The sequence below is a fragment of the Clostridium sp. TF06-15AC genome (assembly GCF_003481165.1).
GTDB lineage: Bacteria > Bacillota > Clostridia > Lachnospirales > Lachnospiraceae > Otoolea > Otoolea fessa.
Genome location: NZ_QUKS01000005.1, coordinates 142,584 through 162,671, shown reverse-complemented (window position 1 = coordinate 162,671; position 20,088 = coordinate 142,584). Strand labels below are relative to the sequence as shown.

The following is a 20,088-nucleotide window of genomic DNA, read 5'->3' as shown; positions in this document are numbered from 1 at the left end:
ATACCTTTTTTTAAAATGAAATACTCCTAATTATGGTTCGCGGCCGACACTTTTAGACCAATTTTTCCACTATTTTAATTGTGGATAATGTGGATAATGTGGAAAAAGCCTTCAAAAATCCTCAAAAAATAACCTTTCCTCCGACAAAATCCTTATTTTATCAACATTTTCGGCATTTCGCCATTTTCACATTTAGGCGCAAAAAATCCACATAGTTCCTTTACATAATATGTTGAAAACTATGTGGATAATGTGGATAACTATATGTACTCTGGGAGTGCATCTATTTCGCAAGGAGGTTTTCCCCTACATTTACAACGTCTCCGGCGCCCATGGTTATCAACAGGTCGCCCTGTGTACAATGTTCCATGACAAATTTTTCTATTTCATCGAACGTCGGCAGATACCATGCTTCTTTTCCTTTTTCTTTTAGAAGTTTCACGATATCCTCTGAGCTGATGCCGAGCGTGTCCGTCTCGCGCGCCGCGTAGATATCCGCCAGAATGACTTTATCTGCCAGTGAGAGCGCCTCGGCAAACTGCGGCAGAAATGCCTTCGTCCGCGTGTAGGTGTGCGGCTGGAAGATGCACCAGAGTGTCTTGTGTGGATAGTTCTGCGCCGTCTTTAAGGTAGCCTCGATCTCATGCGGATGATGCGCATAGTCGTCGATGATGGTAAATCCATTTACCTCACCCTTCTTTTCGAACCGGCGGTTGGTTCCGGTAAAATGTGCCAGTCCCGCGCGGATGGCGTCCATGGAGATGCCATTTTCCAGGGAAACAGCGATGGCTGCCAGCGCATTGTATACATTGTGCTCACCTGCCACACCGAGCGTCAGGCGCTCTTTCTTCTCACCGCCGATATAAAGATCGAAGGACGGATGCGCGTAATCGTCATACTGGATATCACCGGCACTGTAATCGTTGCCGCGGCTGTGACCAAAAGTAATAACCTTGCCTTTTGCCTCTTCTATGATCTCCTGATAGTTCTCGATATCGCCGTTGATGACAATCGCGCCCTGAGCCGGTACGCGCTCGGCAAACAGCTTGAAGGAATGACGGATATCCGCCAGATCCTTGAAGAAATCGAGATGGTCTTCTTCTATATTAAGGATGACCGCCATCGTCGGGTAGAAGGATAGGAAGCTGTTGGTATACTCACACGCCTCCGTCACGAAAAATTCCGGTCCGCCGACGCGGATGTTGCCGCCGATCGCCGGAAGGATGCCGCCGACCGAGATCGTCGGGTCATTTTTCGCCTGCAAGAAAATCTCCGTCACCATCGAAGTGGTTGTCGTTTTGCCGTGTGTTCCGGCAATCGCGATCGCATTTTTATAGTTCCGCATCATCTCGCCCAAGAGTTCCGCACGGGTCAGCATCGGGATGCCGCGCCGTTTTACTTCCTGAAATTCCGGGTTATCCGGGTGAATCGCCGCCGTGTAGACTACCACATCGATGCCATCCTGGATATTCTCCGCTTTCTGTCCGATATATACCTCCGCGCCGCGCGCCTCCAGGTTATCGGTCAGCTCCGAACGGTGTGCGTCCGAGCCAGACACGGTAAATCCCTCGTCCATCAAAATCTCTGCCAGTCCGCTCATGCTGATACCGCCGATTCCGATGAAATGGACGGATTCTGGTTTATTAAAATCAATCTGATATACATTCTTACTCATATTTGTGCATTCCTTCCCCGCCGCAGGCGGTTTTTGTTTTCGCAGACGCCATAGAAAAACGATATGGAACCGCGAGGCATTGTGTTTTCACGTCCTTTTAATTTAACTTCTTTTACATGAAATTGTCAATATAAGGCAAAAAAAAATAAAAGATACACGCCAGCCATCGCACTGCGATCCGTCTGTAACATGCATCTTTTATATCATTTAAGTTATGTCTTTTTCTTAGCGTCCCGTTGCCAGACACTTGCCGAACAGCATGGTTTTATAACGGTTTAACGCCGCCAGAAGAATGCTTCCCAGCACACCGATTGCCAGCACCTCGCCGATCCCGACGGTCAGCATCATGAACGGAATCAGATCCTCAGAGCCGTATGCAAACCGGAGCACCCACGGTACAATGATCGTGTTGGCCAGGATCGGCGGTACACATACCAAAACCTTGCTTCTGCGGAGCGCATAGGAGCCGACTGCCCCGATCAGGGTTGCCAGGCTTCCGAATACGATATCCAGTCCGGCTGCCCCGCAGAACAGATTGGATAAAAAGCATCCGACAAAGAGTCCCGGGATCGCTGCCGGGGTAAAGAACGGCAGGATGCAGAGTGCTTCCGAAATACGGAACTGCACCGGTCCGAAGCTGATCGGCTGGAATGCCATCGTCAGCGCTACGTAGATGGCTGCGATCGCCGCGCCATACGCCAGAAAATACGTGTTTTTCAGGTTGTTTTCTTTCATATTCAATTCTCCTTTAGTTTTGTTTTACGAGTGGAAGGTCACGAACACTCGATTCATTTTACGCCGGAAATCGGCGGCAGCCCTGTAAGACCTTGTTTTTGCGGGCTTTGCAACGGGTATGAGTATAACATAGAGCAGATAGAAATACAAGTTTTCTTTTCGCTTATCGCCACTGCAAGTTCTGCCACTGGCCACACGGAACACGGGCAAAAATTTTTTCTCTATTTCTCTATCACTCTGCCATAAAAAAGCACTTTCCCTTTCTTTCTATCTCCTGTATAATAGAATCTACATGATTTTGTGCCGGATGCTGCACAGACAGTTGAATCATTCGGGAGATATTGCATTTGCACACTTGAATCAGCTCCCCGACACTCGTCGACCCCATTTCATCATCACAAAGGAAGTATGTATTTTATGAAAGCACTCTATGAACGCTGGACAGCCATCAGCCTGCCTAAACGAATTCTGGGCGGCATGATTCTCGGCGCTGTTCTGGGAATGGTGATTCCGCAGGCAGTCGGAATCTCAATCCTTGGAAATCTATTTGTCAACGCATTAAAGGGCATCGCGCCCCTGCTCGTATTTTTCCTTGTTATCAGTTCCCTCTGCCAGGCAAAGCAGAGCCACGGCGGCATCATCCGCACCGTTATCTGCCTTTACCTGTTCAACACACTGCTCGGCGCTGTGATCGCGGTCGTCGCAAGTAAACTGTTCCCGATCACCCTGACACTTGCACAGGCTGCTGAAGAAACCTCTGCCCCGCAGGGAATCGCAGAAGTCCTGCAGACACTTTTATTAAATGTCGTAAAGAACCCGATCACCTCCATCGCAGAGGCAAACTACATCGGTATCCTGGCGTGGGCGGTTCTCTTCGGCGTGGCGATGCGCGGCGCCAGCGAACGGACGAAAGAAATTATGGACAATTTCGCAGCGGCACTGTCCAAGGTTGTCACCTGGATCATCAACTTTGCCCCGTTCGGTATTCTCGGACTTGTGTTTGACACAGTATCCACCAACGGTTTACAGGTATTCACCGAATACGGACGGCTTCTCGCCGTACTGGTTGGAGCGATGCTGTTTATCTACTTCGTAACCAACCCGATTCTCGTATACTGGTGCATCCGTCAAAACCCGTTCCCGCTGATTTTCAAGTGTCTGAAACGAAGCGCGGTCACCGCCTTCTTTACCCGGAGCTCAGCGGCAAATATCCCGATCAACATGGAAGTCTGCGAGGAAATGGGACTGGACAAAAATACCTACTCTGTTACCATCCCGCTCGGTGCGACCATCAATATGAACGGTGCGGCTGTTACCATCACCGTCATGACGCTGGCGGCAGCCAATACGCTGGGAATTCCGGTGGATATTCCGACCGCCATCATTTTAAGCGTCCTGTCGGCACTTTCCGCCTGCGGCGCATCCGGTGTTGCCGGTGGTTCCCTGCTCTTAATTCCGCTTGCCTGCTCTCTGTTTGGCATCTCAAGCGATATCGCCATGCAGGTCATCGGTGTCGGATTTATCATCGGCGTGGTGCAGGATTCCGTCGAGACCGCCCTCAACTCTTCCTGTGATCTTCTGCTTTCCGCAGCGGCACAGTTTAGGGAGTGGAGAAAAGAAGGACGGGAGATTACCTATTAAAATTATATTATATGCATATTGAAATCAATTTTTCCATATGCTATAATGCCAATAGGCAAACGAATGACAGTACTCACAGAGTACACAAAAAGCCCCCGGTGTGTGCTGACACCGGGGGCTCGCCTTTTTTGAAAAGGAGGCTTAAACCTTTGCTACCTACTCATCTCCATCCAGCCACTTACAAATATAGTAAGCCACAATGCTGGCTATCACAGAGAGCACGAATGACAGTATTCCTCCCACACAGTACACCCCCTTTCCGCACCTGTCTAGGGGTGGTAGCTGTATCAGTATAACACAGAAATTAATCACTCGCACTATATTTGTGCTTCTGCATCTTTTTTAATTGCATTTTAAAAGCGGCTTGATTTTTTCCAGCCGCTTTTATCTTATTTATTCTTCTTATAGATAATCCACAACCCCCGCAATAACAATTCATCATCTAATTCTATCTGATGCCGGCACAGCGGAATGATTTTTCTGGCAAGACCGCCGGTGGCTACAACGGTGGCTTTCTGGCCGAGTTCCTCTTCAATCCGATCTACCATGCCGTCGATGCAGGACGCATTGCCATAGAGAGCGCCGCTCTGCATACATTCAACCGTATTCTTGCCGATCAGGCGCTTTGGCGGGTCAAGGCTGATGCGCGGAAGCTGGGCGGTCCGGCTGGTCAGGGAATTCATCGATACACCTATTCCCGGCAGAATCATGCCACCGATGTACTGCTTGTTCTCATTCACCACACAAATGGTGGTTGCCGTTCCCATATCGATCAGAATGAGCGGCACCGGATACCGGTTGATTCCCGCGACGGCACCGACGATTAGATCGGTACCGACGGAGGACGGATTGTCCATCAGCACTTCCAGACCGATATTCATATCCACATTGACGACCAGAGCTTCCTGCCCCGTCACCTTGCGGATCGCCTCCCGCATCAGGGATGTAACCGGCGGCACTACCGAACCGATGATCGCGCCGGTGATCTCACTTACCTTGATTTCCCGCAGCTCCAGCACCATTTTCAGGGAAATCGCATAGTCAAGCTCTGTTTTCCCGCTGTCTGTCGCCATCCGCTCGGTAAAGAGAATTTCCCCATCCGCAATACAACCGAGAACCACATTCGTATTTCCGATATCCAATGCCAAAATCATACTGTCTTACCCCCTGCTTTTTTCCAGAGCCGGTACAAATTTTGCCCGGTAAAGCGCTGCACCGACTGCACCGGTGAGGATTGTGGACGATACCATCTCGCATACTGCATTGATTCCTACGAAACCGCATACGAACAGGATGATATTTTTTCCGCCGATCAGCCCCTGCATATATTCGGTATTGCCAAACAGAACGACTAAAGCCGTCATAAAGAAAACTGTATTTAAAAACGCGGAACAGAATCCGGTTACCAGACTTGCCATGTACGCATCGGTTCTGCGGCGTACAAACTGGAAAATGTAGCCTAACAGAAGACCATCCAGCATACGCGGAACGAATCTCTGTACAAATGCCAAAAACGGGTTAATGCTGAAAAGCATCGCGCCCATCGCACTGCTGCCGCCGATGCCGATGCACTGTAAAAAGCTGGTCATGCCGAAGACTGCACCGATCGCTGCGCCGCCTGCCGGTCCCAGTGTGATCGCCGCGATCGCAACCGGAATCACATTAAATGTAATCGCCAGCGGCCCAATATTCAGATATCCGAGGGGAGTGTACGCCATCAGCAGAAGAATGCCGGTCATAAGACCTAAGATGACAAGTTTAGATGTGTTGTTTGTTGTGTTCATGAAATTTTCCTCCTTGTTATTATTCCCGTTCGAAAAACCTGCTGCACCTTTTGTTCGCCAGACTGCCGCTTACCTGCGCCAATATCATGTGCATAAAATCCTTACAAATTCCGTTCTTTCCGGCGATACCATCCAGAAAAGCTGCGAGCCAGGGCATTTTAATTCCCCGTCTCTTCCGGTATGATTCTCCATCTCAGATACAGATCCGTATGCAGATACGCACATTCCGGCAGAAGTTTCTTCTGCCGCTTTCCGCGGATTTGCTGCCAGCACGTTCAGTGCCTGTTTTCTATGGGATACAATACAACTGCTGCCGCCTGTCTCTGTTCACATCCAGTGAAAACCAGGCCAGTCAGCAGACACTTCCACACTATATCACATCACTTTTCAACATACAACCAACAATTCTACCAGAATATGTACTGTTTTTTATTGTCTTTTCACAAAATACATGTTTCTTTCCCCTCCTGTTATATGCGCTTACCAAAGAATCTGGCAGAGAACGGAAGCCAAAAATGGTTTACAATTTTTCCTCCAGATGCTATGCTGTTCAAAAATGACCCAGAAAACCAGAGTACAAACCGAAAGGATATATATTATGTTAACTGGAAAAACGATTATTTTGGGAGTAACCGGCGGAATCGCCGCATACAAGGCGGCGAACCTTGCCAGCCTTTTAAAGAAACAGCACGCGGATGTACACGTGATTATGACTAAAAATGCGATGGAATTTATCACACCGCTTACCTTTGAGACCCTGACCGTCAATAAATGCCTGACGGACACCTTTGACCGGAATTTTAAATTTGAGGTAGAACATATCGAACTGGCTAAAAAAGCGGATCTGGCTATCATCGCACCGGCAACCGCTAACGTCTGTGCCAAACTGGCACACGGACTTGCCGATGATATGCTGACGACCACGCTCTTAGCCTGCCAGTGCCCGCGCATCATTGCTCCGGCGATGAACACACGGATGTATGAGAATCCGATCACACAGGACAACCTGCACCTGTTAAGGCATTACGGCTTTACCATCATCGAACCGGCAAGCGGTCTGCTCGCCTGCGGCGATTCCGGAAAGGGCAAATTTCCGGATGAGCGGCTGATCCTGGAATATATTCTCCGCGCGATCGCCTACCCGAAGGATCTCGCTGGAAAGAAGATCCTTGTGACCGCCGGTCCGACCCAGGAAGCGGTCGATCCGGTGCGCTACCTCACGAACCATTCGACCGGAAAAATGGGCTATGCGCTGGCACGGATGGCGATGCTGCGCGGTGCTGACGTGACACTCGTCACCGGCGAAACTTCACTGACTCCGCCTCCATTTGTCAATACTGTCCACATCAAAAGCGCACACGACCTCTTTGAGGCAGTCACCTCCCGGAGTGAGGAACAGGACATTATCATCAAGGCGGCAGCCGTCGCTGACTACCGTCCGGCAGTCGTTTCTGATGAAAAGGTCAAGAAATCCGACGGCGATCTGAGCCTGGCGCTGGAGCGCACTGAGGACACTTTAAGCTACCTCGGCGCACACAAACGTCCGGGACAGCTGCTCTGCGGCTTCGCGATGGAGACCTCCCAGCTCGAGGAACGCGCACGCGGCAAGCTGGAACGCAAAAATCTGGATCTGATCGCTGCCAACAACTTAAAGGTAGCCGGCGCCGGATTCGGCACCGATACAAACGTCATCACGCTGATCGATAAGCAGCAGACCCGCCATCTGGAGCAGATGAGTAAGGAAGCGGCGGCGATGGAGATATTGACGGTTTTACGCGATATGATGAAATAGATTTTGATTGAAATAGATAGAGAAAGAGGAAGCAACCGAGGTTGATGGACGGATGCCTCCTCTTTCATTGAATATGGAATATATCATAAGCGTTATTTTTAGAATGTGGCTATTTAAAACGAATCCGCCATACTCCTATGATCAAGATAATTTCAGAAAGCAATCGCAATACTTTCGTGATTCGATAAGCTGTATCCTCTTTTATCTCTGGACTCTCCTGCAAGTATTTGCATTCAATAAAAGCCCTTGCCGCAATTTCTCCAAAAACTGCCAGCGCTAAAAATAAAGAAAAGCCTGCCATGCCTTTTGCATAACTGTACAATGACAGTAAGAATAAAATAGAGACGCCTATATTGTATAATGTCAGCCAGAATTTTTTCTTCATATTGATCACCTCTCGATTCAATCCAAGTGTAACAGAGTCTTTTATTAAGCAAAAATGTTCTAATGACGAGGCCATACTCCTACCACCAAAATAAGACCACAAAGATATCCGAGTGTTTTTGCGATCCGATAGGTTTTATCCTTTTTGATTTCCGGATTCTCTCGTAAAAATTTCCATTCAAATTTTGCCTCTATAATACTTGCTGCCAATACCGGTATCGCTAAACATAAGGTCACCGTTGTCAAGCCTTGAAGAGACGTGTACAGTAACAATAAAAGTACCACCGAACCGCCTAAATGGTATAATATCAGCCAGAATTTTTTCTTCATATCGATCACCTCTCGATTCACTATCCTGACAGGGCTGAAATCTCACAAAACAGCAACCTCTCTTTATTTTTGCAAAACCAGACATGTCTCTTATTTATTCTAATAATATCAGATTTATGTTCCAAAATATATAGATATTTTCTTACAAAATAGTTACAAAAATAACTCTACCAAAATGAAAAGGTACTTTTATAAATGAGAATATCCGCCCTCTTTTAATATCTGCTCTCGAATATCCCTTGCCTTTGGATATCCCTTGCCTTTGGATATCCTTCTTCCATAAGCTGGATGGACATTTCATTCAGCGCTTGTCGATGTTATTTTCATTCCAAATCACCCTATTTTTTGTTCGAACGGCTATATAATTGTTTTGGTGAAATAATAAAGCCGTTCGGCTATGTCAACATTTTTCAGTTTTACTCTATACCCGCTTCTTACCCCTGCGTAATCAGTTCCGCGATCAATCTCGCCCCATTCACAATATCCCCCACCTTCGCATACTCCCGCACGGAATGAACATCGTACATACCGCAGGAAAGCACCGCGCATGGGATTCCGTGCTGCATCATCGTGTTTCCGTCGCTGCCGCCGAAGGTGCTGCCGAATTTCGGCTCGATTCCCAGGGTGCGGCAGGCCCCGGCAAAATGAACTGCCACCGGCGCGTCCGGTTCCAGATGGAAGGCTTTGACATGGAGGCGGTGTGTGAAAGAAAGCTCTGCCCCCGCCTCTTTGACAGCGGTTTCAAACACCGCACGGACATCTTCCAGGGTCTCCATTGCCTTTTCATGGCTGTAGCTGCGGATCTCGCCCCGGCAGGTGCAGAGTTCCGGCACTGCATTCACGACCGAGCCGCCCGAAATCAGCCCCACATTCAGGGTTGTCTCCTCATCCACATGTCCCAGCCGTAACGCGGCGATCGCGCGGGCCGCCGTCTGAATCGCGTGGATGCCTTTCTCCGGCTCAAATCCAGCGTGCGCTGCGCGCCCCTTGACTGCCGCCTCAAAGGAAAGGATCGTCGGTGCCTGCAGGATCGCTGTTCCGACTGGTCCGGTCACATCTAAAACATACGACTCCCTCGCTTTCACCTGGCTGAAATCGAACTCCGAGCTTCCTCTTGTAAACGGCTCTTCCGCCGCCGCAAAGAGGATCTCGATATCCCGGTGCGGGATTCCTGCCTCCTGCACGGCACGGATGCCTTCTAAAATGGCGATTACCCCGGTCAGATCGTCCGCGCCAAGCACGGTGGTTCCATCCGAAGTGATGGTTCCGTCCTCATGAAAAACCGGCTTCTTTCCGATTCCCGGCGCGACCGTGTCCATATGCCCGGACAGCAGGATCGGCGTGCCAGACAGTCCGCCCTTTAACGTTCCAAACAGATTTCCCGCATTGCCTCCTATTTTCTCGGCTGTGTCATCTTCCTTTGCCTGGATTCCCAGCTCTGCGAGCTTTTCCTTCAAGCGATCCGCCATCTCGCGTTCCCCGAAACTTTCTGAGTCAATCCGCGCCAGCTCGTCAAATTCAGCGCGGATGCGGGCTTCGTTTATCTGGATTCTATCTGGATCAGCCATGGGTGAGTCCTCCTGTAAAAAAAATTATTTGCCTATCATTTCTATTTGTTTATGCCCCTTATTATATACCCAGACAATACATTTGTGAAGCAGATTGATTTTACCTTTCACTTTAAGTCCTAAAATGATCTGACCAATCTCTTTCTATTTCCATATCCGCTTTTCCTCTATATTTTTCTCAAAAATTTGATATACTAAATATACTAAAAACAGCAAGATTCATTTCCACTTTTACAATGATGCAGTTGAGTATAAAGCATACAACAAATAAATAGAACATTGATAAACACCATCTGACCCACACACTTTGAAACAGAAAAAGGAGAAATGACCATGTGTACAGCCGCAACCTACAAAACCGCCGATTTCTACTTCGGCAGAACTTTAGATTATGAATTTTCTTACGGGGACGAAGTAACCGTCACACCTCGCAACTATCCACTTACTTTCCGCCACGCAAGCGCGGTTTCGACCCACTATGCCATCATCGGCATGGCACATGTGGCGGGGGATTATCCGCTTTATTATGATGCTTTTAATGAGAAGGGGCTTTGCATGGCGGGACTGAATTTCGTCGGCAATGCCTCCTACCAGAAGCCGCAGGAGGATCATGACAACATCGCACAGTTTGAGTTCATCCCCTGGATTCTCAGCCAGTGCGCGTCCGTGAAAGAGGCTCGCGTCCGCCTCGCCCAGATGGTACTGACCGACACCCCATTCAACGAGCAGTTTGCCCCGGCGCAGCTTCACTGGATTCTTGCCGATAAAAATGAATGCATCGTCATCGAGCCGATGGCGGATGGACTGCATATCTACGACAATCCGGTGGGTGTCCTGACAAACAATCCGCCGTTCCCGCAGCAGCTGTTTTCCCTCAACAATTACATGAACCTGTCCCCGAAGCAGCCGCAGAATACATTTTCTGCCGATCTGCCGCTTACAACCTACAGCCGCGGCATGGGCGCTCTCGGACTTCCGGGAGACCTCTCCTCCGCTTCCCGGTTTGCACGGGTCGCTTTTACAAAATCAAATGCCCGCTCCGGCGCATCCGAACTAGAAAGTGTCAGCCAGTTTTTCCATATCCTAGGTTCGGTTGACCAGCAGCGCGGATGCTGCGAGGTCTCCGATGGAAAATATGAAATCACACTCTACACCTCCTGCTGCAATGCGGATAAGGGGATTTACTACTACACGACATATGAAAACCATCAGATCACGGCAGTGGATATGAACCGGGAGAACCTGGACGGGGAGACGCTTTCGCGGTTTCCGCTGGTGCAGGGGGAGCAGATTCGATGGGAGAACTGATCTTCTCTGCTTCCAACTTGCCCCATCCTCGTTGCAAAAAAACGACAATATCGGTACCGGAGAGACAACTTTTCTCTTTCCATTCGCCTTGTTTTCTAGTATACTGATAAATATGCATCTGAAATCACTGGAAATTGTCCGTTTGAGGAAGATTGTCCATTACCGCATATCAATATCATTTGGAGGATTTTAAAATGTCTGAAATCACAGGACGCAACGTCGGCAAAACCTGCCGCACACATTACAGAGGTACTTTTAACGATGGCACACAGTTCGATTCTTCCTACGATCGCGGCGAACCGCTGGAGTTTGTCTGCGGCGCCGGTCAGATGATCAAGGGCTTCGACGCCGCTGTCGCTGATATGGAAGTCGGCGAGGTAAAGGAGATCCACCTGATGCCGGAGGAAGCTTACGGCATGCCGGATCCGAACGCAATTCTGGAGCTTGAGATTGCCAAACTGCCGGGTTCCGAGGAACTGCAGGTAGGTCAGCAGGTTTACTTAACCAACCAGATGGGACAGCCGTTCCCGGTAAAGGTTATCGCAAAGGATGAGGTAAATATCACGTTTGACGCCAATCATGAGATGGCTGGTAAGGAGCTGAACTTCAAGATCGAATTAGTTGAAGTAAAGTAATTACTATTATTTATGGTAAATACCATGGAAAGTGAACGTACTATCCAAACACATTGCGGCTATGGAAATTTTTCATACTTCATAAAATGCCACGCCGCTGCATTCTGTGTTGCTGCCCACCTACATACAAACAGCAACACAACTGCCCTTACATTATAACAACACGCGCCGTCAGCGCCCATCCCGGGAGCTGGCGGTATTTTTTTCTTGACAACTTCTCATTTTCCCATATAATTATCTATGATAATTATCACAAGCAACTATTTGATAAGGAGACTTTCTATATGACCATCGAAACAATCAAGCGGATGTTGGACGCCTGTTATCAGGGCAAGCGGATCCGGGATATGCTTCCGCCGCTGCCGAAGGGAGTCACTTCCTCCTATATTCAATATCTGGATGTCATCCAGTCGCTGGAACGAAACGGCATCCACGTGAAAATATCGGACATCAGCGATGCGCTGAACCTGCCGCGCCCCGGCGTGACCCGGACCGTCAAGGAGATGGAGACGGGTGGTTATCTGCAAAAGAAAACCTCGCCGGACGACAGACGCATCACCTACATTTCCATCACCGAAGCGGGCAGGGCACTCTCACAGACGTATGACGCCGAATACTTCAGCGCGCTCGCCCCCTCTTTAGATACCATCTCTGAGGAAGATGCCCGCCAGATGGTTCAGACGATGGAGACATTTTATCAGATTATGTGCAAACGGAGGGATTCCCATGAACAATGATAAAGCTGATTTTACACAAGGCAGTATTCTGAAAAAACTGATTGCCTTCATGATTCCGGTACTCGGCGCACTGATTCTGCAGGCGGCATACGGCGCGGTCGATCTGCTGGTGGTTGGACGGTTCGGTTCGACTTCCGGCCTTTCCGCTGTCTCCACCGGCAGCCAGGTCTTAAACCTCGTCACCTTCGTCGTAATCCAGTTCGCTATGGGTATCACGGTTTTGATCGCCCGCTATCTCGGTGAAAAGAAACCGCAGCAGATCGGCGCGGTTGTCGGCGGAGCTTCGATCGTGTTTACGCTCATTTCCGCCGTTTTATTCGTCGTCATGGTCTTTTTTGCCCGCCCGATCGCCATTCTCATGCAGGCGCCCGAAGAGGCGGTGGATCTGACCGCCAGCTACATCCGCATCTGCGGAGGCGGCATTTTCTTCATCGTCGCCTACAACCTGCTGTCCGCCATCTTCCGCGGGCTCGGTGACAGCCAGTCGCCGCTTCTCTTTGTCCTGGTTGCCTGCATCGTCAATGTGATCGGCGACCTCGCACTGGTAGCTGGTCTTCATATGGACGCCGCCGGCGCCGCCATCGCGACTGTCTCCGCGCAGGCGCTCAGCGTCGTATTTGCGATTCTTCTTTTAATTAAGAAAAAACTGCCATTTACGATCACCCGGCATGATTTCCGGTTCAACCCCCAGTGCCCGAAATTTCTTTCCATCGGGCTGCCGCTCGCGCTCCAGGAATTTTTAACCCAGCTTTCCTTCTTAGCCCTGTGCGCGTTCGTCAACCGCCTGGGACTGGAGGCATCCTCCGGTTACGGTGTAGCCTGCAAGATCGTCAATTTCGCCATGCTCGTCCCGAGCGCCCTGATGCAGTCGATGGCTTCCTTCGTCTCCCAAAACGTAGGGGCAGGGAACGTCAAGCGTGCCAAGCACACCCTTTTTACGGGAATCGGCGTCGGTCTGTGCGTCGGCTGTATCGTCTTTACCCTGGTTCTCCTAAAGGGCGATATCCTGTCCGGCTTCTTCTCGACGGATGCGGCGGTCATCCAGAACAGCTATGATTACCTGAAAGGATTCGCGCTTGAGTCCATCGTGACCGCGGTTCTGTTCAGCATGATCGGATATTTCAACGGAAATAACCAGACACTCTGGGTTATGACACAGGGACTCATCCAGACACTTCTGGTGCGTCTCCCGCTAGCGTATTTCATGAGTATCCAGCCGGACGCCAGCCTGACCAAGATCGGTCTCGCAGCCCCGGTTTCCACGATCGTCGGCATTGTACTAAATATCGGATATTATATCTACTGGACCCGGAAACAGCAGCACCCGCCAGTGGAAGAAATCATATAAAAACATAGGAACTGCTCCGTAACAGGCAGGCACTTTCAGAGCGAAGGTGTCTGCCTGTTATCATTACGGTACTTTCGGTTCCAAAAGTGCCTACCCGTGAATAATTACGTTGTTCACAAAAACTTCACAGAAAATTAGCACTCACCTCTTGACAGTGCTAATTATGTGTGTTATATTACAGCTAGAACAAAGGAAAGGACAAGGAAATGAATGAGTTCCCCTTTTCCTCCCAATGTTTTTACATAGATGATAACTACAAAGACATTTACAGATAACTAAAAGGAGAGATGACTTATGTATATGCCGAGTATTTTTAATAATAGTGTATTTGATAACTTTGATAACTGGATGGATTTTTCCTTCCCGAGCTTTAACCAGAGACTGTATGGCGCTTCCTCTTCCCAGCTGATGAAGACGGATGTCAAGGAAACCGATAAGGATTATGAAGTTTCCATCGACCTGCCGGGATTTAAGAAAGACGAACTTCAGATTGAGCTGAAAGATGGCTATCTGACCGTCAGCGGTTCGAAAGAAGTTACATCGAAAGATATGCCGGAGGAGAATCAGAAAGATGCAACGACCGCAGAAGCAGATGCTTCCAAGAAGGACGCTAAAGCCGAGCAGAAAACCGTTAAATATATCCGCCAGGAACGCTACAGCGGCAATGTAAGCAGAAGCTTCTACGTCGGCGAGAACTTGGAAGAAAAGGATATCCATGCCAAATTTGAAAATGGCACTCTGACCCTGACCTTCCCGAAAGAGCTGGAAAAGAAAGCGGTTGAAGAGAAGCATTTCGTTTCCATCGAAGGTTAATAATCAGATAGGCAGCTGCGGCTCACACATTGTGTTGCCAGCAGCCAGATAGGTTCAGAAGCTGTCGCAGGGATGCGGCAGCTTCTATCATACCCAATCTTTTATCATAACCTAAATAATTGAAACTTAAATCACTGCATCTACGGAGGTGATAATCAATGGCAGAGAAAAGAGACTATTATGACATACTGGGGATAAAGCGGGACGCCAGTGCGGAGACGATCAAAAAGGCATTCCGGAAACTTGCCAAAAAGTATCACCCGGATTCCAATGCCGGTAATCCCCAGGCAGAGCAGATGTTTAAGGATGTCAACGAAGCCTATTCGATCTTAAGTGATCCAGAAAAAAAGAAACTCTACGATCGCTTCGGTCACGCCGCATTTGACCCGAACAGCGCCGCATACGGCGGAGCTGGCGGTGCCGGCGCTTCTGGAAATGGTCCATTTGGCTCCGGCTTTGGCGGTACCGGTCAGGGCGGTTCCTGGCACTATCAGAGCGGTCCGGGCGGTTATGCAGAATACCATTTTACCGGGGATGACATGGACGATATGGGTGACATTTTTGGAGATATGTTTGGCGGCATGTTCCACGGCAAGAGTTCGGGCGGCAGTTCCCGCAGCCGACATTTCACGGGCGGTTCCGGGTTTGGCGGCTCTGGGACTCATTTTACCGGTGGTTCCAGTTTTGGCGGTTCTAGCGCTCATTTTGGCGGCGGGTCTGGCTTTGGCGGCTTCGGCGGCAGTCAGGGCTTTCACAGCGCCGATTTCCGTGAGAAAGGTTCTGACCTCACGTCCGATGTAACCATAAGCTTTGATGAAGCCGTATCCGGCTGCGAGAAGCTCATCACTCTGCAGAACCCACAGACTGGCAAGCGCCAGTCTTTACAGGTTCACATCCCAGCGGGCATCGATACCGGTAAATCTATCCGTCTGAAAGGAAAAGGCATGCCGGGAACCGGTGGCGGTGAGGCCGGTGATCTGCTCCTTAACATTACCGTGGCAGAAAAACCGGGATGGGAGCGCAAGGAGATGGATGTTTACTCGACCGTCCGCATTCCGTTTACCACCGCAGTCTTCGGCGGTGAGGCGCTGGTTTCCACCCTGTACGGCAATGTCCTGTGCAAGATCGCAGCCGGGACGCAGTCGGGAACCAAGATTAAATTAAAGGGAAAAGGCATTGTTTCCATGAAGAATCCGTCCATCCATGGCAATCAGTACGTGACGGTTCAGATCGATGTCCCGAACCATCTGACCCCCGAGGCAGAACAGAAACTTCGCGAATTTGAACACGCCTGCGGACTGAACAAAAACAGTCAGGGCGGACCCAACGGCAGGAGCGCAGCTTGACGGCTCCTGCCGTTTTTTACTGAACGTCTGTAAAGCCAAAAATATCATAGAATTTTTGCCCTATTATTTTCATATATATGGTTGTGATTTTCATAAATATGATATTTTAATTGTAGGCAATCCACAATTTCATCACTTTTTAATTGTCATGAAATTACCACAGCTATATATTCAACATTTTTTCACACTTTATACCTATCTTTCTTATCTATTTTATCTGTTTTTACTTCACTTTCATTTCTTTTTTTAGATATTTTGCAATAAATATCTTGTATTTTTCGCTCGTTTTATGTTATAGTAAACACATAATTGCATCGAAAAATATAACGCATTTTATTTCACATTTATGAAAGGAGTTTACACCTTATGAGCAGACTCGTTATACCTACTAACAGCGAGGCTCAGAATGTCGTAGAAGGGCTTTACAAGGATCTGGAACGGCGCATCATCGCCAGCCCGCCAGGTCTTTGTCCTGTCGACCTGACCGCTGCATTTTTAAAAATGTGCCATGCACAGACCTGCGGCAAATGCGTTCCCTGCCGAATCGGTCTCGCGCAGCTCTCCAATCTTCTGGAAGACATCCTGAACGGAAAAGGAACCATGAAGCATTTAACCATGCTGGAGGAAACAGCCCGTGTCATCGAAAGCACGGCTGACTGTGCCATCGGCTATACCGCTGCCCAGATGGTTTTAAAAGGACTGGACGGCTTCAAAGAGGATTTTATGGAACATATCTTACACAACCGCTGCCGCAGTAATCTTGATCAGCCGGTTCCCTGTGTAGCTCTGTGCCCGGCCGGAGTTGATATTCCGGGTTACATCGCCCTGACCGGTGAAGGACGCTATGCCGATGCAGTCCGCCTGATCCGCAAGGATAACCCATTCCCAACCGCCTGTGCGCTGGTATGCGAACATCCATGTGAGTCCCGCTGCCGCCGCAACATGCTGGATAATTCTATCAATATCCGCGGTATCAAACGTGTAGCTGTGGATATGGCAGGATATGTACCGGCACCGGCCTGTCCAACCTCCACCGGCAAGCGCATCGCGATCATCGGCGGCGGCCCCAGCGGCCTGAGCGCTGCTTATTATCTGCAGCTGATGGGACATCAGACCACTGTATTTGAAAAACGCAAGAAACTCGGCGGCATGCTGCTGTACGGAATTCCAAGCTACCGCCTGCCACGAGAGCGCCTGCAGGATGATATCAATGTTATTCTGGAAACCGGTGTGGAAGTCCGTCTCGAAACTTCAGTCGGCAATGAGCCGGGACAGCTGTCTCTGGAAGAACTCCGCAAAGAATATGATGCTATCTACATCGCCATCGGCGCTCATAGTGATAAAAAGATTGGTATTGAGGGAGAAGATGCCGGCGGTGTTATCTCCGCTGTCGAATTTCTCCGTGCCATCGGTGACGGCAAATATCCGGATCTTAGCGGCAAGAAGGTCTGTGTTATCGGCGGCGGCAACGTAGCCATGGACGTAGCCCGTTCTTCTGTCCGCCTGGGCGCAGACAAGGTGGCAGTTGCCTACAGACGCCGCAAAGCTGATATGACAGCTCTTCCGGAAGAGGTTGAAAGTGCCATGGCTGAAGGCGTAGAGATCATGGAACTTTACGCACCGGAGCGGATTGAAGCAGACGAGGACGGCCAGGTAAAAGCTCTCTGGGTAAGCCAGCAGATGCCGGGAGAAATCCGCGGCGGACGTCCTTTACCGAAGGCTATCGGCACCGACTCTATCCCGGTTGAATGTGATATCGTCATCGCAGCTGTGGGGCAGGGCATCGAAAGCCGTTACTTCGTAGAACAGGGTATCGACGCAAAATGGGGCATCATCCAGGCAACCGGATGGACCTCCATTCAGAATATGCCGGGTATCTTCGCCGGAGGCGACTGTGCAACCGGACCGGCAACCGTGATCCGTGCAATCGCTGCCGGCAAGGTAGCCGCAGCCAACATCGACCAGTATCTCGGCTACAACCACGAGATTACCTGCGATGTGAAGATTCCGGAACCGGATCTCTCCGACCGTACTCCTTGCGGGCGTGTCAACATGACAGAGCGGCCCGCCGGAGAACGCAAATGTGACTTTACACTTACCGAATGCGGCATGAGCCTCAAGGAGGCTGGCCAGGAAGCCAGACGCTGCCTGCGCTGTGATCACTTCGGTTATGGAAACTTCAAAGGAGGGCGGACCACATCATGGTAAATACGAATCTTGTATCCATCAAAATTAATAATATACCACTGCAGGTTCCAGAAGGAACCCGGATTCTGGACGCCTGCCGCGACAACGGTTTTCACGTTCCTTATCTTTGCTATCTGAAAGATATCAATGAGATCGGTGCCTGCCGTGTCTGCGTTGTAGAAGTGAAGGGAATCCACCATCTCGTTACCTCCTGCAACAACCAGGTTCAGGAAGGCATGGAGATTCTCACAAACTCTCCCAGAGTCCGTGAAGCCCGCAAGATCAACGTAGAACTGCTTCTTTCCCAGCATCACACCAACTGTCCCACCTGTGTACGCAGTTCCAACTGTGAATTAAAACAGGTGGCAAGTGATCTGAACCTGACCGTTGACCGTTATAAAAACGAATATCCGGAAATGATCTGGACTTCTACTTTCCCACTGATCCGCGATGCGGGAAAATGTATCAAATGCATGCGCTGCGTCCAGATCTGCGACAAGATCCAGACCTTAAATATCTGGGATGTGTCCGGAACCGGTTCCCATACAACCGTCGATGTTTCCCACAATCTGGAAATCAAAGAATCCGACTGTTCTCTCTGCGGACAGTGCGTTACCCACTGCCCGACTGCCGCTCTCCAGGAGCGGGATGATGTGGAAGCCATCAATGGTATCCACGGTGAACTGGCAAATGATGACAAGGTAACCGTAGCGGTTGTCGCTCCGGCTGTCCGGGCCGCATGGGGTGAAGAATTTGGTCTTTCCCCGGAATTTGCTACTGACAGACGTTTCGTATCCACCTTAAAATCCGTTGGATTTGACTATGTATTCGATGTTGACTTTGCAGCCGATCTGACCATCATGGAGGAAAGCAACGAGCTTTTAGCCCGCTTACAGCAGCCGGATAAATACAGCTGGCCTATGTTCACCTCCTGCTGCCCTGGCTGGGTCAGCTTTGCAAAGAGCCAGTATCCGGAGCTTCTGCCGCAGCTTTCCACTGCCAAGTCCCCGCAGCAGATGTTCGGTGCTGTCATCAAAACTTATTTTGCACAGAAAAAAGGCATTGCACCGGAAAATATTACCTGTGTTTCCATCATGCCGTGTATGTCCAAGAAGCGCGAACTGACTCTTCCGGGCATGGACAGCGCCGGAACCGGACAGGATATTGATTATGTTCTGACCACCCGTGAGATATGCCGTCTCATCAAGGCCGATCATATCGATGTATCCAGACTTCCGGAGTGCGATTTTGACGATCCTCTCGGTGAAGCAACCGGAGCCGGTGTGATCTTCGGTGCCAGCGGCGGCGTACTGGAAGCAGCGCTTCGTACCGCTTACCACACCGTAACCGGTGAAAATCCGGAGATCGACGAGCAGAGTCCGCTGAAGGTTCTGCGCCAGATCGGTTCCTTTAAGGAACTGGAGATCGATATCAAGGGTGTGAAACTGCACTGTGCAGCACTCAGCAGCCTAGGAGAGGCCAGACGCCTCATTCAGGCGATGAAACGCGGCGAATGCCACTATGATTTCGTTGAAGTCATGGCATGTCCGGGCGGCTGTATCAACGGCGGCGGTCAGCCGATCCGCCCATCCTTCCAGAATAAGCCGAAGGACTGCGCAGACCGCGACCAGTGCCTGCGCGGCTACGACGCCCGCAGCGCCATCCGGTTCAGCCATGAAAACAAGGCGGTTCAGACACTGTATGACGAGTATCTTGAAGCTCCGTTATCCGATCGTGCACATCATCTGCTGCATGTGGAGGAATATTAATATATCCAAACAGCCACACAACAAAACCCCAGAGAG

At 49.8% G+C, this 20,088-nt stretch carries 17 protein-coding genes; 10 read left to right on the top strand and 7 right to left on the bottom strand.

The annotated features are described in order from the left end of the window. Positions 1-283 precede the first annotated feature (283 nt). Complete coding sequence (gene murC, locus DXC57_RS11310) at positions 284-1,675, bottom strand: UDP-N-acetylmuramate--L-alanine ligase (protein WP_118652670.1); 1,392 nt, start codon at positions 1,673-1,675, stop codon at positions 284-286. 225 nt (positions 1,676-1,900) lie between these two features. Beyond that, on the bottom strand, positions 1,901-2,410 hold the full coding sequence (locus DXC57_RS11305; RefSeq protein ID WP_107001712.1) for a QueT transporter family protein: 510 nt from the start codon (positions 2,408-2,410) through the stop codon (positions 1,901-1,903). Between the two features lie 417 nt (positions 2,411-2,827). Between DXC57_RS11305 and sstT the strand changes: the two genes are divergently transcribed. Beyond that, positions 2,828-4,051, top strand: coding sequence for a serine/threonine transporter SstT (gene sstT / locus DXC57_RS11300; protein WP_118652668.1), 1,224 nt, complete (start codon positions 2,828-2,830; stop codon positions 4,049-4,051). Positions 4,052-4,440: 389 nt separating this feature from the next. On the opposite strand, the gene DXC57_RS11295 is transcribed toward sstT, so the two are convergent. Beyond that, positions 4,441-5,205 carry a type III pantothenate kinase gene (locus DXC57_RS11295; protein ID WP_107001714.1) on the bottom strand — a complete coding sequence of 255 codons (765 nt, stop codon included), beginning with the start codon at positions 5,203-5,205 and terminating at the stop codon, positions 4,441-4,443. Between the two features lie 6 nt (positions 5,206-5,211). Continuing rightward, positions 5,212-5,835 (bottom strand): ECF transporter S component, encoded by a 624-nt coding sequence (locus tag DXC57_RS11290; protein WP_022359587.1) that lies wholly within the window; start codon positions 5,833-5,835, stop codon positions 5,212-5,214. A 598-nt stretch (positions 5,836-6,433) separates the two neighbouring features. Here DXC57_RS11290 and coaBC point away from each other — a divergent pair. After that, positions 6,434-7,627: a bifunctional phosphopantothenoylcysteine decarboxylase/phosphopantothenate--cysteine ligase CoaBC gene (gene coaBC, locus DXC57_RS11280; RefSeq protein WP_118652666.1), complete on the top strand. Its 1,194-nt coding sequence runs from the start codon at positions 6,434-6,436 to the stop codon at positions 7,625-7,627. Positions 7,628-7,736: 109 nt separating this feature from the next. Here the strand turns inward: coaBC and DXC57_RS11275 are convergent, their stop codons facing one another. The 3 genes from DXC57_RS11275 to DXC57_RS11265 form a co-directional block, all read right to left on the bottom strand. After that, on the bottom strand, positions 7,737-8,012 hold the full coding sequence (locus tag DXC57_RS11275) for a hypothetical protein (protein WP_107001717.1): 276 nt from the start codon (positions 8,010-8,012) through the stop codon (positions 7,737-7,739). A 59-nt stretch (positions 8,013-8,071) separates the two neighbouring features. Beyond that, the gene (locus DXC57_RS11270) at positions 8,072-8,341 is read right to left on the bottom strand and encodes a hypothetical protein (protein ID WP_118492978.1); all 270 of its coding nucleotides are present in this window, start codon (positions 8,339-8,341) and stop codon (positions 8,072-8,074) included. A 434-nt stretch (positions 8,342-8,775) separates the two neighbouring features. Then, the gene (locus DXC57_RS11265; protein WP_118652664.1) at positions 8,776-9,909 is read right to left on the bottom strand and encodes a M20/M25/M40 family metallo-hydrolase; all 1,134 of its coding nucleotides are present in this window, start codon (positions 9,907-9,909) and stop codon (positions 8,776-8,778) included. A gap of 333 nt (positions 9,910-10,242) precedes the next feature. On the opposite strand from DXC57_RS11265, the gene bsh reads away from it, so the two are divergent. From bsh to DXC57_RS11225, 8 genes are all read left to right on the top strand, one after another. After that, positions 10,243-11,217 (top strand): choloylglycine hydrolase, encoded by a 975-nt coding sequence (gene bsh / locus DXC57_RS11260; RefSeq protein WP_118524016.1) that lies wholly within the window; start codon positions 10,243-10,245, stop codon positions 11,215-11,217. 194 nt (positions 11,218-11,411) lie between these two features. Then, positions 11,412-11,852 carry an FKBP-type peptidyl-prolyl cis-trans isomerase gene (locus tag DXC57_RS11255; protein ID WP_022359593.1) on the top strand — a complete coding sequence of 147 codons (441 nt, stop codon included), beginning with the start codon at positions 11,412-11,414 and terminating at the stop codon, positions 11,850-11,852. 284 nt (positions 11,853-12,136) lie between these two features. After that, complete coding sequence (locus tag DXC57_RS11250; protein ID WP_118469461.1) at positions 12,137-12,589, top strand: MarR family transcriptional regulator; 453 nt, start codon at positions 12,137-12,139, stop codon at positions 12,587-12,589. Further along, positions 12,579-13,937: an MATE family efflux transporter gene (locus tag DXC57_RS11245; protein ID WP_118652662.1), complete on the top strand. Its 1,359-nt coding sequence runs from the start codon at positions 12,579-12,581 to the stop codon at positions 13,935-13,937. The genes DXC57_RS11250 and DXC57_RS11245 overlap by 11 nt, the downstream gene beginning before the upstream one ends. 294 nt (positions 13,938-14,231) lie before the next feature. Then, entirely contained in the window at positions 14,232-14,750 is a 519-nt protein-coding gene (locus DXC57_RS11240) for an Hsp20 family protein (protein WP_022360671.1), read from the top strand. A gap of 158 nt (positions 14,751-14,908) precedes the next feature. Next, positions 14,909-16,096 carry a J domain-containing protein gene (locus tag DXC57_RS11235; RefSeq protein WP_118652660.1) on the top strand — a complete coding sequence of 396 codons (1,188 nt, stop codon included), beginning with the start codon at positions 14,909-14,911 and terminating at the stop codon, positions 16,094-16,096. Positions 16,097-16,462: 366 nt separating this feature from the next. Next, entirely contained in the window at positions 16,463-18,304 is a 1,842-nt protein-coding gene (locus tag DXC57_RS11230) for an NAD(P)-binding protein (RefSeq protein ID WP_118652658.1), read from the top strand. After that, positions 18,298-20,052 (top strand): [FeFe] hydrogenase, group A, encoded by a 1,755-nt coding sequence (locus DXC57_RS11225; RefSeq protein ID WP_118652656.1) that lies wholly within the window; start codon positions 18,298-18,300, stop codon positions 20,050-20,052. The genes DXC57_RS11230 and DXC57_RS11225 overlap by 7 nt, the downstream gene beginning before the upstream one ends. Positions 20,053-20,088: the final 36 nt, after the last annotated feature.